Annotated in this window: 13 protein-coding genes; 6 read left to right on the top strand and 7 right to left on the bottom strand. The window is 72.0% G+C overall.

From position 1 onward, the window contains the following. Positions 1–267 precede the first annotated feature (267 nt). Genes AB0F81_RS02760 through ssd form a run of 3 tightly spaced genes read right to left on the bottom strand, consistent with a single transcriptional unit; the run spans position 268 to position 3,277 of the window. The gene (locus AB0F81_RS02760) at positions 268–1,017 is read right to left on the bottom strand and encodes a hypothetical protein (protein ID WP_360189829.1); all 750 of its coding nucleotides are present in this window, start codon (positions 1,015–1,017) and stop codon (positions 268–270) included. Next, positions 1,014–2,189, bottom strand: a complete 1,176-nt coding sequence (locus tag AB0F81_RS02755; RefSeq protein WP_360189994.1) for a TadA family conjugal transfer-associated ATPase — start codon at positions 2,187–2,189, stop codon at positions 1,014–1,016. Before AB0F81_RS02755 ends, AB0F81_RS02760 begins: the two co-directional genes overlap by 4 nt. Before the next feature lie 11 nt (positions 2,190–2,200). Next, complete coding sequence (ssd, locus tag AB0F81_RS02750) at positions 2,201–3,277, bottom strand: septum site-determining protein Ssd (RefSeq protein ID WP_360189826.1); 1,077 nt, start codon at positions 3,275–3,277, stop codon at positions 2,201–2,203. Positions 3,278–3,461: 184 nt separating this feature from the next. Here ssd and AB0F81_RS02745 point away from each other — a divergent pair, with 184 nt between their 5' ends. Both AB0F81_RS02745 and AB0F81_RS02740 read left to right on the top strand, forming a co-directional pair. Further along, on the top strand, positions 3,462–3,827 hold the full coding sequence (locus tag AB0F81_RS02745) for an STAS domain-containing protein (RefSeq protein ID WP_360189823.1): 366 nt from the start codon (positions 3,462–3,464) through the stop codon (positions 3,825–3,827). Between the two features lie 321 nt (positions 3,828–4,148). Continuing rightward, positions 4,149–4,955 carry an HAD-IB family hydrolase gene (locus AB0F81_RS02740; protein ID WP_360189820.1) on the top strand — a complete coding sequence of 269 codons (807 nt, stop codon included), beginning with the start codon at positions 4,149–4,151 and terminating at the stop codon, positions 4,953–4,955. Between the two features lie 434 nt (positions 4,956–5,389). On the opposite strand, the gene AB0F81_RS02735 is transcribed toward AB0F81_RS02740, so the two are convergent. Next, positions 5,390–5,866, bottom strand: coding sequence for a PH domain-containing protein (locus AB0F81_RS02735; protein WP_360189817.1), 477 nt, complete (start codon positions 5,864–5,866; stop codon positions 5,390–5,392). 20 nt (positions 5,867–5,886) lie between these two features. Next, positions 5,887–6,618, bottom strand: a complete 732-nt coding sequence (locus tag AB0F81_RS02730) for an oxidoreductase (RefSeq protein ID WP_360189814.1) — start codon at positions 6,616–6,618, stop codon at positions 5,887–5,889. A 231-nt stretch (positions 6,619–6,849) separates the two neighbouring features. On the opposite strand from AB0F81_RS02730, the gene acs reads away from it, so the two are divergent. The 4 genes from acs (at position 6,850) to AB0F81_RS02710 (ending at position 10,865) form a co-directional block, all read left to right on the top strand. Further along, complete coding sequence (gene acs, locus AB0F81_RS02725) at positions 6,850–8,811, top strand: acetate--CoA ligase (RefSeq protein WP_360189811.1); 1,962 nt, start codon at positions 6,850–6,852, stop codon at positions 8,809–8,811. A 75-nt stretch (positions 8,812–8,886) separates the two neighbouring features. Then, on the top strand, positions 8,887–9,288 hold the full coding sequence (locus AB0F81_RS02720; protein ID WP_360189809.1) for a hypothetical protein: 402 nt from the start codon (positions 8,887–8,889) through the stop codon (positions 9,286–9,288). Between the two features lie 116 nt (positions 9,289–9,404). Further along, on the top strand, positions 9,405–9,872 hold the full coding sequence (locus AB0F81_RS02715) for a hypothetical protein (protein WP_360189807.1): 468 nt from the start codon (positions 9,405–9,407) through the stop codon (positions 9,870–9,872). Between the two features lie 66 nt (positions 9,873–9,938). Then, positions 9,939–10,865: an alpha/beta hydrolase gene (locus tag AB0F81_RS02710; RefSeq protein ID WP_360189805.1), complete on the top strand. Its 927-nt coding sequence runs from the start codon at positions 9,939–9,941 to the stop codon at positions 10,863–10,865. Between the two features lie 4 nt (positions 10,866–10,869). On the opposite strand, the gene AB0F81_RS02705 is transcribed toward AB0F81_RS02710, so the two are convergent. Both AB0F81_RS02705 and AB0F81_RS02700 read right to left on the bottom strand, forming a co-directional pair. Next, positions 10,870–11,235, bottom strand: coding sequence for a hypothetical protein (locus AB0F81_RS02705; protein ID WP_360189802.1), 366 nt, complete (start codon positions 11,233–11,235; stop codon positions 10,870–10,872). Then, positions 11,232–12,392, bottom strand: coding sequence for an SseB family protein (locus AB0F81_RS02700; RefSeq protein WP_360189799.1), 1,161 nt, complete (start codon positions 12,390–12,392; stop codon positions 11,232–11,234). Before AB0F81_RS02700 ends, AB0F81_RS02705 begins: the two co-directional genes overlap by 4 nt. Positions 12,393–14,157: the final 1,765 nt, after the last annotated feature.

Here is a 14,157-nt window from a genome sequence, read left to right as displayed (position 1 = left end):
CAACATCCGCCGCATGGGACGGCCGTGCAGGATCAGCAACATCCGCCGCACGGGACGGCTGGGCAGGACCGGCATCATCCGCCGGGTCCGAGGGCATCGCGGTGAGTGCCGCGCAGCCACCGACCTCCGCGGGGACGCCGATCAGGGCGGCAACGCAGCACTCCCGCAGCGGCACCCGCACCGGGCCGCCGCGCCGAAGCAGCTCCGCCGCCCCGCAGGTCGCGACGATCACGGCAAGGCCGGGCAGGCCGGCCGACTCGACCCGGCTCATCGGCCCAGCCCGTCAGTCAGCTGCTGTGCCCACCGCAATCCACCGCACTGCAGCGCAACCGCGACCACCGCGCATCCGGCCCCCACCGGCGTGTGCAGCAGCACCGCCAGCGGATCCGCCCCGATCGCATATCCCAGCCCGATCCCGCCCACCGGCAGCGCCGCCAGCAGAAACGCGGTCGCCTGCGCCCCGGCCGCCTGCGCCGCCGCGGCCTTGGCCGCCCGATCGGACGCACGCGCGTCGGTCTCGATCCGCTCCAGCAGGTCGGCAGCCGGCGCCCCCGTGTGCTCGGCAAGCCGCCCCACCGCGGCGGCGAGCCCGGCGATCCGCTCGTCCCCCGCCAGTTCTGGTGCGACCGGCGCAACCGCGGGCGGCACCCCCGCCCGCAGGTCGGCGACGAGCGCACAGAGCCCGTCCAGCGCCGCAGTCCGGCCGGCCGCTACCCGTTTCCGGCCGGCCCGCCGGGTCATCTCCCGGCCGGCGAGCCCGGCGTAGACGGCCGCGACCAGCGCGGCGACCGGCCCACCGAGCAGCAGCGCGGGCACCGCCGGCAGCGCCGCCATGAGCAGACCCGCCCGCACCGGTGACGTGGGCCAGGCCCCGGCCACCACGCGGCGGAGCCGGGCCATGTCGACGCCCACCCGGCCGGAGCCGGCACGGCCGGGCAGCCGGTTGCGGGCCACCGCGGACGGCCGGGCGACGAACACCGCCCCGGCCAGCAGAGAAGCCACCAACAGCCAGATCACGCCGACCGCCCGTCACCGACGGCGGCCCGGAGCACGCCCGGCACCCCGACGCCCCGCTCCGCCAGGAACCGCGCCAGCACACCCGCTGCCGGCCCCGCACCGCCCTCACGCACCCAGGCCGGTACGACCGTCGCGAGCCGCTCCTGCCCCGCCGGCATCAGCACGCTGATCGACTCCAGGACGCGGCCCCGAGCCGTACGCCGGACCTGGAGCACCACCTGCAGCGCCGCCAGCACCTGTGCGTGCAGGGCCGCTCTCGGCAGCCCGCCCAGCATGCCCAGCGCCTCCAGCCGGGCCGGCACGTCACCCGGCGCGTTCGCATGCAGGGTTCCCGCCCCACCGTCGTGCCCGGTGTTCAGCGCCCCGAGCAGGTCGACGATCTCGGCGCCCCGGCACTCCCCGATCACCAGCCGGTCCGGCCGCATCCGCAGCGCCTGCCGGACCAGGTCGGTCAGCCCGATCGCACCGGCGCCTTCCACGTTGGCGGTGCGTGCCTGCAGCGCCACCACGTGCGGATGCACCGGCCGCAGCTCGGCGGCGTCCTCGACCAGCACGATCCGCTCGGTCGGCGGGACCAGGCCGAGCAGCGTCGACAGCAGCGTGGTCTTCCCGCTGCCGGTGCCGCCGGTCACCAGGTACGCCAGGCGCGCCGCCACCACCCCCGACAGCACCGCCGCCGCGGCCGGGTCGACCGTCCCGTGCGACACCAGGTCGGCGAGGCTGAACGGCCGCTGCCGGAAGGTCCGCAACGACAGGTACGGCCCGTCGGTGGCGACCGGCGGCAGAACGGCGTGCAAGCGAGTCCCATCCGGCAGTCGCGCATCCGCATACGGCTGGCCGTCGTCGAGTCGCCGGCCGCACGCGGCCACCAGACGTTGCGCCAGCCGGCGTACCTCATCGGGGTGGTCCAGGCGCACGGCCGTGCGCTGCAGGCCGGCGCCGCGATCCACCCAGACCTGCTGGCGGTTGACCAGGACGTCGGTGACTTCCGGGTCGGCGAGCAGGGGCGCCAGCGGCCCGGCGCCGATCAGTTCGTCGCGGACTCGGTCGGCGAGGCGCAGCACGGCCGTGTCGCCGAGCACCCCGCTCTCCTCACGGACGGCACTCACCACGGCCGCCGGCGTCGCCTCCACCCCGTCGAACGCGAACTTCCGCCGCACCCGGTCCACCACCGGCTCGGTGCTCACGCCGCTGCCTCGCTGCCCGCCGTACGCATCAGGTCCTCGATGAGCCGCACGCAGAGTTCCGCGAGTGGCCCTTTGCCGTCCGCCGTCGGCGGGGTGCCGTGTTCCAGGGCCTGGCACATCGCCGGCTCGGGGCGCAGCGTCCCGGCCAGCGGAAGGCCGAGCGCCTGGGCGATCTCCCGCGCCCGCAGCCGGCCCGGCGCCGGGCCGCGCACCACCACCGCCACGTCCTCGCAGTGCAGCTTGACCGTGGCCGTCGTCCGCACCGCCGAGGCGGCGGCCCGCAACTCGGCCGGCACGACCAGCAGGGTCTTGTCGGCCGCCTGGAGGGCCAGCACCGCCGCGTCGTCGAGCTGCCGCGGCAGGTCGGCGACGATCACGTCGCGCCCGCGCCGGGCCGCGTCCAGGGTGGCCGCCATCGCCTCGACCGGCACACCGGGCAGCTCTCCCCGGTCGAACGAGAGCAGCACCAGATCACCGCGCCGCGGCAGAGCGCTGAGCAGGGTGGGCGGATCCACCCGCCCGTCGGCGCCGGCGAGGGCCCGCCAGCGCAGCCCGTCGACCTTCTCCCAGCCGAGCACCAGGTCCAGCCCGCCGCCGAGCGGGTCCGCGTCGACGAGCAGGGTCCGGTGGCCGGCGCGGACCGCTGTGGTCGCCAGGCCGGCCGCGAGGATGCTGGCCCCGGCCCCGCCGCGCCCGCCGATCACCGCGATGCTCCGCGCGGTGGCGGCCGGAGCCGGCGGTTGGGTGAGCTGATCGACCACCCATGGCTCGGCGGCGGGCAGCACCGCCACGTGCTCGGCCCCGATCAGCTCGGCGATCTCCCAGGTGTGGTCGGGGGCGCTGCCCCGGGCGATCACGATGGTCCGGGGCCGGCGCGGCAACCGTGCCCGCAGGCAGGCCGTGACCTGGTCGGCGCCGACCAGAACGAGTGGCGCGGCGGGATAGCGAACCCGGGCCGCCGCCGGGTCGGGAGCGACGTCGGCCTCGGTGCCGCCCGCCGCGGCGAGCCGGAGCAGATCGTCGAGCAGATCGGGGTCGGCGGTCACGATCAGGGGACGGCGCGGGGCAGACATCGGTGACCTCCTGCGGGACGCGGCGGTTGAGGGCGCCCACCGTCGCTGGAACGGCTGGACCCCGGCAACCGCCCGTCATCCCTGCTGTGGATATCGTCCACGGCTGTGGACAAGACCCCGCCGGACGGGTTGATCTTCTAAGGCTTGGGTATCTTTGGTGCCGACACGGACCGATGGAGCTGGCATGGATAACTCGATCCGGACCACGCTTGCCGACGACGGCACGGTCACCGTCACCGTGCTGGGCGAGATTGATTTCTCGAACGCCGACGAGGTGGCCCAGGGCATCCGCGATGCCGTCATCGACTGTTCCCCGACGTGTGTCCTGGTCGATCTGCGCGACGCCGCGTTCATCGACTCGACCGGTCTGGGCGCCCTGATCGAGGGCTATCGGGCCGCATCGGAGCGGGGGGTCGAGTTCGCCGTCGTCAACCCGAGCGACACGTTCCGGCGAGTGCTGACCGTGACCGGCCTTTCCGATTTCTTCGGTCTCGTCGACGCGGACGACACGTCCCGCGAGGCCGAGCCCAGCCAGGCCACCGGGTCCTAAGGGAACGACCCCCGTCGGGGGAGACGGGGGTCGTCCTGGGATTCGGCTCCGGGGGGGTCGAGCCGAATCAACTCGGCAATCGCGGGGGGCGCGATCACCGAGGGCCAGCGTTTGATCAGAAGTTCACCAGACGCGACGGTAACAACACTCTTTCCAGTCGCAAACATAAGTCTGCCTCAGAATCAGCGTCCGCGCGAGTACCGATTGTTGCCGGTTGCCATGCTCCCTGCCCGTCTGACCGTTTTCACAGCGCGTCACCGGCAGGTGCGTCGGACGCGCGGGGCAACCGGCACGAGCGTCATGCGGCTACACTTTCGGCCCGTGGGCCTGAGCGCCGCCTTTTTCGACCTCGACAAGACCGTCATCGCCAAGTCCAGCGCCCTGGCCTTCGGACGGCCGTTCTACCGTGACGGCCTGATCAGCCGGCGTGACGTCGTGAAATCCGCCTATGCCCAGCTGATGTTCCGGCTCGGCGGCGGCACCGACGAGCAGGCGATGGCGCGCACCCGCGACTATCTGGCCGCCCTCTGCAAGGGCTGGCGGGTGGAGCAGGTGCAGCAGATCGTCGCCGAGACGCTCAACGACCTGATCAATCCGTATGTGTATGCCGAGGCGGCCGCGCTGATCGCCGAGCACCAGGCAGCCGGCCGCGACGTCGTGCTGGTCTCCGCTTCCGGCGACGAGATGGTCCGGCCGATCGGCGCGCTGCTGGGCATCACCGACATCATCGCGACGCGGATGGCGATCGTCGACGGGCGCTACAGCGGTGAGGTCGAGTTCTACGCCGCCGGCCCGGCCAAGGTGGTCGGCGTCCGCGAGCTCGCCGCCGCGCGGGGCTACGACCTCAGCGACTGCTTCGCCTACTCGGACTCGAGCAGCGACCTGCCCCTTCTCGAGGCGGTCGGTCATCCCAGCGCGGTCAATCCGGATCGGGCGCTGCGCCGGGTGGCCCTGGAGCGTTCCTGGCCGGTCCTGGAGTTCCGTCACCCGGTCCCGCTGGGCCGGCGCCTGCGCGACCGCCCGGCGGTGCCGGTCGCCGCGGCGGCCCTCGGCGTGGGCGTCGGCGTGGCCATCGGATTCGCGATCTACGGACGCCATCGCCGCACGCGCGCGGCAGCGGTCGCCTGAGAAAACCCCTTTCTGGTACGGGTCACAGAGCGCCCGTGGCCAGCGGCCGGCTACGTCGTGGTCAGGGCCGACCCCCGGCTGCCGGGCTGATGCGGTGGGCGCCCGGCGCTGGCGCGCCGGGAACCCCACACATGCGCAGTGAGCTGCGTGAATGGCATTGGTCTGAGTAATAGTGGTACGCCAGGTTTGCCTGGCTGATACCTGGCGATCATGCGCGAACCGGCGTAGAAATAACTCGCGGGCCCGAGTGAAATCGGGCACCGTGCACGGCCACCGGGAACCCACGCGCGATCAGCCACGGCAGGCACGTTGCGACGGGACCTATGCCATGTTGGCACTGGACCGTCGACAACGACCCAGGTGCACGCTTGATAACCCGGTCGGACGCGCGCAGCCGGCGCCCCTGTTGGGACGCCGGCTCTAATATTTCCCGCTCAGGAGCCGGCCGCGGCCAGGTGCCGGTTGCGGATCTCGTGGTAGACGGCCCGGAAGAGCTTCGGGCGGGAGTGGAAATCCACCCCCTGCGCCCACAGTTCGGTGTTGATCGTGCCGCCGTCGTGCCGCTCGATCAGGACGGTCATCCCGCTCTCGATCTCCCACGGCCCGACCCGGTGGGTGGCGCGGTGCAGCCGTACGCCGGCGATCTCCTGCCACCGCACCATGCGCGACCGCACCAGCCCGCGGATGAGGACGCCGTCGGCGCTCACGTAGACGCCGTGCTGCAGGATCCGCCACGTGCCGATGGCCCAGACCACGGCCAGCAGCCCGGCAACCGCCCGGACGCCGTGCCCCATCAGGTCGAACTGCATGACGGTGGCCCAGGTCAGGAAGGCCAGTGCACCGGCTTCCCAGGCGATCACCAGCCAGCGGCCGGTCCCGGGCGTGTACGGACGGATCCAGTTCTCACCCACGCTGGAAAGTATGCCGCTGCTCAGACGGAAGCCAGCACACTGTCGCCGACCACGACGATCTGCTCGGCCCCGGCGGTGATCGCCGACGCGTAGTGCCGCAGCCACGAGCGCACACCGTCGGGGGTGCCGGTGGCGTAGGCGCCGGCGGAGCCCACGTACTCCGGCTCGCGGTCGAGGTGGCCCACCTCGACGGCGACCAGGCCGCGCGGGTCGAAGCCGCGCCCGATCAGGGTGAGGCGGGCCGCCGCCCGGGCCACCACACCGGCCGGGCCGGCGAACGGGCGCAGGGTGAGCAGCTCGGCGTGCACGATGGCGGCCAGCAGCAGCGGCGGGGTCTCCTCGTTGCCGGCGACCAGGCCGGCCAGCGCGTCGATCCGCTCGGCGCCGGAGGTGAGCCGGCCCAGGTCGTGGTCGTGCACGACACCGCGGGCGGCGAGCACGTGCAGTTTGGCGAGCACCTGGCGGGGCGCGCGGGGCCACAGGTCGACGAGCCCGCCGAGCGACTCGGCGACACGCAGGGCGCCCTGGACGATCGGGTCGGTGACGGTTCCGCCGCGTACCTCGTCCAGGTCGTACCTGCTGCCTTCGAGCGCGGCGCTGGCGACCGCGGCCCGCAGGCTGGCTTCGGCCGCGACCTGACCGCCGTGCCGGCGCAGGGATCGATGCCGCATCGCGGCGTCGACGGAGTCACGGGCACTGGCGAGGGCGGGCGCGACGTCGGCGAGGTCGAGCAACGGAGCTAGTGGATCCACGTGAACACGGTAACCGGTAAAAGACCCGAAACACGGGGTGCACAAATCAGCGTGGAACTGGCAAGATTCGCGCAGGAGCGATCACCGTCTCGCCAGTCGGCGCGCGTACGACACCGTCGGGCGCGCTCCGCCACGCAACCCTTCGCCGGATCCACTGGCGGAACTAGTGTGCAACGAAAAGACCCGATCGGGCCCCGAATTTATCCTGCAGCAGGCAGAGGAGCCGCCCTCATGAGCGAGACACTGGAGAACCTGTACTCCGAGACGCGGCAGTTCCCGCCGCCCGCAGACCTGGCGGCGAACGCCAACGTCAAGGCCGAGGCGTACGAGGAGGCCGCCTCCGACCGGCTCGCCTTCTGGGCGCGCCAGGCCGAGCGGCTGACCTGGGCCAAGCCGTGGGATCAGGTGCTGGACTGGTCCAACCCGCCGTTCGCGAAGTGGTTCGTCGGCGGTGAGCTGAACATCGCCTACAACTGCGTCGACCGGCACGTCGAGGCGGGCAACGGCGACAAGGTGGCGATTCACTGGGAAGGCGAACCCGGTGACACGCGCGCGGTTTCGTACGCCGAATTGCAGAAGCTGGTCAGCCAGGCCGCCAACACGCTGACCGACCTCGGGGTCGCCGCAGGCGACCGAGTGATGATCTACATGCCGATGATCCCGGAGGCCGCGGTGGCGATGCTCGCCTGCGCCCGGATCGGCGCGACGCACAGCGTCGTGTTCGGCGGTTTCTCGGTGGACGCGCTGGCCACCCGGATCGAGGACGCCGCCGCCAAGGTCGTGATCACCGCCGACGGTGGCTACCGGCGGGGCAAGCCGTCGGCGCTCAAGCCGACCGTGGACGAGGCCGTGGCCCGCACCAAGGGCATCGAGCACGTGCTGGTGGTCCGCCGCACCGGCCAGGACGTCGCCTGGACCGAGAAGGACAAGTGGTGGCACGAGACGGTCGAGCAGGCCAGCCCCTCGCACGAGGCGAAGCCGTTCGACTCGGAGCACCCGCTGTTCATCCTCTACACCTCGGGCACGACCGGTAAGCCGAAGGGCATCCTGCACACCACCGGCGGCTACCTGACCCAGACGTCCTACACCCACCACGCGGTCTTCGACCTGAAGCCGGAGACCGACGTCTACTGGTGCACCGCCGACATCGGCTGGGTGACCGGCCACTCCTACATCGTCTACGGCCCACTCTCCAACGGCGCCACCCAGGTGATGTACGAGGGCACCCCGGACACCCCGGACCGCGGCCGGTTCTGGCAGATCGTCGACAAGTACAAGGTGTCGATCCTCTACACCGCACCGACGCTGATCCGCACCATGATGAAGTGGGGCGACGACATCCCCGCCAAGTACGACCTGTCGTCGCTGCGGGTCCTGGGCAGCGTGGGCGAGCCGATCAACCCCGAGGCCTGGATGTGGTACAGGGAGCACGTCGGCCGCGAGCGCGCCCCGATCGTGGACACCTGGTGGCAGACCGAGACCGGCGCCATCATGATCTCGCCGCTGCCCGGTGTGACCTCGGCGAAGCCCGGCTCGGCGATGACCCCGCTGCCCGGTATCGGCGTCGACGTGGTCGACGACCAGGCCCAGTCGGTGCCGGACGGGGGCGGCGGCTTCCTGGTGCTGACCGAGCCGTGGCCGTCGATGCTGCGCACCATCTGGGGTGACGACCAGCGCTTCATCGACACCTACTGGTCCCGGTTCGACGGGATGTACTTCGCCGGCGACGGCGCGAAGAAGGACGAGGACGGCTCGCTCTGGCTGCTCGGCCGGGTCGACGACGTCATGCTGGTCTCCGGTCACAACATCTCGACCACCGAGGTGGAGTCGGCCCTGGTGTCGCACCCGTCGGTGGCCGAGGCCGCCGTGGTGGGCGCCACCGACCCGACCACCGGGCAGGCGATCGTCGCGTTCACCATCCCCCGCGGCAACGTGGACACCGAGGGTGACGCCGGCGAAGAGCTGATCAAGGAGCTGCGCAACCACGTGGCCAAGACGCTCGGACCGATCGCGAAGCCGCGGCAGATCATGCTCGTGCCGGAACTGCCGAAGACCCGGTCCGGCAAGATCATGCGCCGGCTCCTGCGCGACGTCGCGGAGAACCGTTCGCTGGGCGACGTCACGACGCTCCAGGACTCGGCCGTGATGGACCTGATCTCCTCCGGGATGCAGTCCGGCAAGTCCGAGGATTGAGAGAGATGGTTACGTGTTGTGGCCCGGCCATAACACGTAACCGTTGATCATCGATTCGTCGTCCGCCTCGCCGCGATGGTCACCAGCGTCGGAGCTCTGGCTCCGACGGTGACCGTCGCGGCGCCGCCGTCAGATCCGTCGCCGGCACAGGCCGACTCGTCATCGGTGGTCGATGATCTGCCGAACCCTCTGGAGGACAAGCGCCGCGCGCTGCGCGAGCAGGCCATCAGCCAGGTCCTCACCGGCGAGTCCAAGGTGGAGACGCGCAACGGCAGCAAGGTCGTCAACCTCCGCCGGACATACGGCAACGGGGCGGAATCGGTCATCAAGCCGCAGCTCGGTGACCCGGTCTTCCACAACAAGGACAAGTACTTCTTCGAGGAGCTGCCAAACCACGGCGTCAAGCTCCCGGCGGTCGGTGTCAAGATCGCCGTTCTGAGCCAGGTCGGCACCTCGATGACCGTCGCCGTCTACTGACACGGCACCGAACCGGCGCCCGGGAGGGTCACTTCCCGGGCGCCGGCTCGTTCGTGGAACCGATCAGGGCCGCATTTCGTCCCATCCGGGACAGGTCCAGCGGGAAGGATGAACTGATGCGCGAACACGCCACGTTCCGGATCGGCCTGGCCGTGGCCGCCGGAGCCGTCCTGGCCGGATGTGCCAACTCCGCACCGTCGGCGTCCGCCCCGGCCTCTCCCTCGGTGACTGCGCCGTCCGCTACTGCTCCCTCGGTGGCTGCGCCGTCCGCTACTGCTTCCTCGGCGGCTGCGCCGTCCGCTACTGCGCTTCCCACCATCACCAAGACCGTCAACCCGCCCCGGGAACCCACCGACAACCTGCCGTCGACCGGCTGGGTCGGCGGCATGGTCACCCGCGGGGGTAAAGGTCCCTGCTACGGCCTGATCGCCGACGACGGCACCCGATACGCCCTGTACTCCACCGACGGCGTCGAACTGACCAAGGGCGAACGGGTCAAAGTGAAGCTGGAACCCTCGATGCTGCGCATCTACTGCGGTCCCGGCGCGCTGATGACGATGCTCGAAGTCGAGCGCATCAAATGATCACCGCAGGGTTCATCTTCGCCACTGCCCCGCAACGACCGTGACAGCGGCGCATAGGCTGACGGCATGGGCGGTCAGGTGGACGAGTCGGTGGTACTGACGGAGGGGCCGTGGAGCCACCGCTTCGTCGGCGCCAACGGCAGCCGGTTCCACGTCGCTGAAGTCGGCACCGGGCCACTCGTGCTCTTCCTGCACGGCTTCCCCGAATTCTGGTGGGCCTGGCACGACATCATGCCCCGCATCGCCGACGCGGGCTTCCGCGCGGCCGCGATCGACCTGCGCGGTTACGGCGCCAGCGACAAACCACCCCGAGGGTACGACGGATACACGATGGCCGCCGACGTCACCGGCCTGATCCGGGCCCTGGGCGAGCGCTCGGCGACCGTGGTCGGCGCCGGCGCCGGCGGCATGGTCGGCTGGGCGGCGGCGTCGTTCCATCCGAAACTGGTGAACCGGCTGGTGGTGCTGGGGGCGGCGCATCCGCTGCGGTTGCGGGCGGCGCTGTTCGCCGACCCGCGCGGACAGTTCGCGGCCTCCTCCACGGTTCTGCGGTTCCAGGTGCCCCGGTTCGAGCATGTGCTGACCCGCGACGACGCGGCCCTCGTGGGTGAACTGATGACCGGCTGGAGCAGCCCGCGGTGGGCGGTCACGCCCGAGTTCGGTGAGTACTCGGCACGCTGCCGGCAGGCCATGCAGATTCCGCAGGCGGCGTTCTGCGCGCTGGAGGCATACCGGTGGGTGGCGCGCAGCGCACTGCGGTTGCAGGGATACCGGTTCGTCAAGCTGATGCAGCGGCCGTCAAGCGTGCCGACGCTGCAGTTGCACGGAGCCCTCGACACGGCAGTGCTGCCGCGCACCGCGCAGGGCTCAGGCCGTTACGTGACCGCGCCCTACGAGTGGCGGCTCATCCCGGAAGCCGGGCATTTCCTGCACCAGGAGGCGCCGGACGTGGTGACCGGGGAGATCCTCCGGTGGCTCAAGACCCCGACCTGACGTCTCAGATGCGGTGCTCGTAACGGTCGCGCACCTCGTGGGCCGGAGCCCAGCCCTGGTAGACGCCGTAGTCGAACTCCTCCAGCCCCAGCCGGCGGGCCACCGGCGCGCGGCCACCCGTGTACTCCAGGCGCAGCCAGCTGTCCGCCTCGGCGAGCACGATGAACGGCTCACCGCGCCACGTGCAGAGCGTCCGCACGTACGCGATCTCCTCGTACTCGTCCGGCTCCAGCACCCGCACGTAGCGGCCCGGCTTGACCTCCTGGAAGCCCTCGGCCGGGTTGGTCGTGTAGACGCGGACCCGGTCGCCGTCGGGAGCGGCGTCGTACTCCTGCCCCTGCCAGGTCACCACGTAGCCGTCACGCATCACTGCTCACCCACCCGGCGCCACAGCGGGCCGTCCGCGTCGAAGATCGCCATCATCCGCTCGTTGCCGTCCGCATCGACGCGCCACAGCTGCGCCCCGTGGGGCAGCCGGACGCTGTCCACCTTGAACTCGGCGATGACGTCGCGGCCCTCGCCCGGCGCGAACCCGTTGCCCCGGAACGGCGGCCGCTCGATCACCCAGCCGTCCATCGCCCGCAGCGCCTGCTCGTTCTGCCCGCCGTACGGAATCCGGTACAGGCTGGGCCGGTAGGCCGGCCAGCGCAGCACGAACGCCTCCTTGGCGTCCGGCTGGAACGGCGACGAGTCGTAGTAGAGACCGAGCGCGCCGAACAGTTCCGACGGCGTCCGCAGATGCTCGACCTCGGAGGCCCGGTGCACGAACCCGGCGACCCGGTCGTAGCCGCGGTCCAGGTAGTAGTCGACCTGCTCGGCCGAGATGGTCTTCTGCATGACCGTCGCGGACTGCGCCTCGTCGCTGGCCGGCTCCGGAGCCGGGATCGGCGCCGTCATGTCGTCAGCGATCGGGCCGTCGGCCGGCTCGGCGCCCAGACCGGCCTCGGTGGCCCAGTTGGCGAGGGCGATGATCTGCGTCCCCGGGTACTTCGCGCCCACCGGCGTGCCCGGGTTGACCGCGAACGACCAGGCCGGGTCCGGCCAGTTGCGGATCAGCTCATAGAACCGCACCCCGACCGTACGGGTGGGCTCGCCGAAGTGCTCGGAGAGCCGGTCCTTGCTGGTGAAGACGATCAGGAAGCGTTCGCCGTTGACCTCCTCGGGCAGGAACGCGAAGCCGGACTCGCCGGGCGCACTGCCCGGGCGGGAGTGGTTCGCGACCGGCACGAGAACGTTCGCCAGCAGCAGCGTGGAGAGGAAGACGTCGGTGTTGCCGGCGTCGGCGGCCTCCCGGAGGTCCCGCTCGACGTCGTTGGCCGGCACGAAGTCGGCCACCATCTGGTCCCGCTGCGCGGAACTGGGCGCCTGCCCCCGGGAACCGGTCGCCGAACCGTCGATGCCCATGCCGGAGGTCGCCCCGGCCTGCCCGTAGCCACCGGCCGCGATCGGCAGAGCCTGGGTGGCGAAGGCGTTGGAGCCGTAGGACTGCGTCGCGTAGGCGGCGGCTGGGCTCCCCTGCGGAGGCATCCCGGGTATGGAGGGCGCGGGGTTGCTGTAACCGGCCGCGGCGCCGGCCTGAGCCGCACCGAACGCCCCACCAGCAACTTCCCCACCATGCGGCGAGGCACCGGCCGGCGCGCCGAAACCAGGCGCCGAACTACCCGAAGCCGCACCACCGAACCCGGACGCCGGGCTCCCTGAAGCCGAACCGCCTGTCGCCGGGCCTCCCGAGGACGGGATGCCGGAGACCGGCGAGCCGTAGCCGGCGGCCGGGCTGCTCGAAGCGGGACCCACGAAGCCAGCGGCCGGGCTGCTCGAAGCGGGAGCCCCGAAGCCAGCGGCCGGGCTACCCGGCGCTGAGCCGTTTGAGGCCGCACCATAGCCCGCAGCGGGGCTACCCGGCGCTGAGCTGGTCGGAACCGGGCCGTAGCCCGCGGCAGGGCTACCCGGAGCCGGGCTCGCGGAGACGGGCGAGCTGTGGCCGGAGCTTCCCTGACCGCCTGATGCCGAGCCGCCGAAGCCGGAGTCAGCGCTTCCCGGACCACGGCCACCGGGCGCCGGACTTCCCGGCGCGAAGCTTTCCGGGCCGGCACTACCAGCCGACCCACCGGGCCCGAAGCCACCAGCAGGACCGCTCTGACCGAAGCCGCCAGCAGGTCCGGACGCACCAGCAGCGGATCCACCCGGCCCGAAGCCGCCCGCCGACGCGGCGGGGCTGTCCGCACCGAAGCCACCAGCCGGACCGCCGCCGTAGGCCGGGCTGTTGGGACCGAAGCCGCCGCCCCGGCTCGCCGATCCGCTCGGGCCGAAGCCTCCAGCCGGGCTACCTGGCGAAGCTGAGCTGCCGAGGCCGCCAGCCGGTGCGCCATAGGAAGGCGTTCCGTACCCGGGCGTGCCGGGCCCCTGCCCGGGATAGCCGGCGCCACCGGAGACCGGCGCGTTCCGGTCCACTCCGGGAGCGCCCGGAATGACCGGCGGCACCAGCGCCGGCTTGACGGCCGGCGCGGGCGGCTGCTCACTACCAGGAGCCGTGGAGTGCGGCTGGATCGAGGGCGCCGGGCCGGACGGACCGAACCGATCGTTTCCGGTCGACGACCCCTGGCGATCTTGCGGATTCGCGGTCGGTTCGGAGGTCGGCTGACGGCCTGAGCCGAGCGCCTGGGCCGCGGCGGCCATCGTGGTCGGCCGCTCCGACGGCGGGGTCACCTGGCGCCGCGGCAGCGGACTGCCGGGACCACCCGAACCCGGAGCACCGGAACCGCTGGTGGGCGCAGACCCACCGTGGGCGGCAACCGCCTGCGGCGAGGCCGGCCCCTGCGGGAAGGACGGCTCCGACGGAGGAGTCTGAGGCGTCGCGGCATTACCCGATCCGGTGGGCACGAAGCCCGCCATGCTGGAGAACTGCCCCGCACCGGCCGACTGACCCGGCTGACGCCGTGGGAGAGCGTCGCGTGCGGCACCCCCGGCGGCCGAACCAGCGCCAGACGCCCCGCCCTGCCCCGAAGCGGAGGCCCCGCCGGGCATTGACGACGGGGTTCCGCCGGGCATTGACGCGGAAGTTCCGCTGGGCAGCGCCCCCGAGGCTCCGCTCTGCCCCGGCCCGGAAGCGCCGGCCTGCCCCGACGTAGCGGCGCCGACCGGTCCCGCCCAGGTCGGGGCGAACGACGTCTCCGCCGGGTCATACGGCGTCACATGCTCGGGCACCGGCGGCGTGTTGGCCATCGGAGTCCGGACCGGCAGCGGCCCCTTGGGGTCCTGCAGCGGCCCACGCGGATCCTGGTCAGCGTTGAAC

The organism is Actinoplanes sp. NPDC024001 (assembly GCF_040638955.1).
GTDB lineage: Bacteria > Actinomycetota > Actinomycetes > Mycobacteriales > Micromonosporaceae > Actinoplanes.
This window is presented reverse-complemented; position numbering and strand designations above follow the sequence as displayed.

Coding starts and splice junctions, on each gene's coding strand:
- ssd (WP_360189826.1), bottom strand. CDS start 3,277: ATGTCTGCCCCGCGCCGTCCCCTGATCGTGACCGCCGACCCCGATCTG.
- AB0F81_RS02745 (WP_360189823.1), top strand. CDS start 3,462: ATGGATAACTCGATCCGGACCACGCTTGCCGACGACGGCACGGTCACC.
- acs (WP_360189811.1), top strand. CDS start 6,850: ATGAGCGAGACACTGGAGAACCTGTACTCCGAGACGCGGCAGTTCCCG.
- AB0F81_RS02720 (WP_360189809.1), top strand. CDS start 8,887: ATGGTCACCAGCGTCGGAGCTCTGGCTCCGACGGTGACCGTCGCGGCG.
- AB0F81_RS02715 (WP_360189807.1), top strand. CDS start 9,405: ATGCGCGAACACGCCACGTTCCGGATCGGCCTGGCCGTGGCCGCCGGA.
- AB0F81_RS02710 (WP_360189805.1), top strand. CDS start 9,939: ATGGGCGGTCAGGTGGACGAGTCGGTGGTACTGACGGAGGGGCCGTGG.
- AB0F81_RS02700 (WP_360189799.1), bottom strand. CDS start 12,392: ATGCCTCCGCAGGGGAGCCCAGCCGCCGCCTACGCGACGCAGTCCTAC.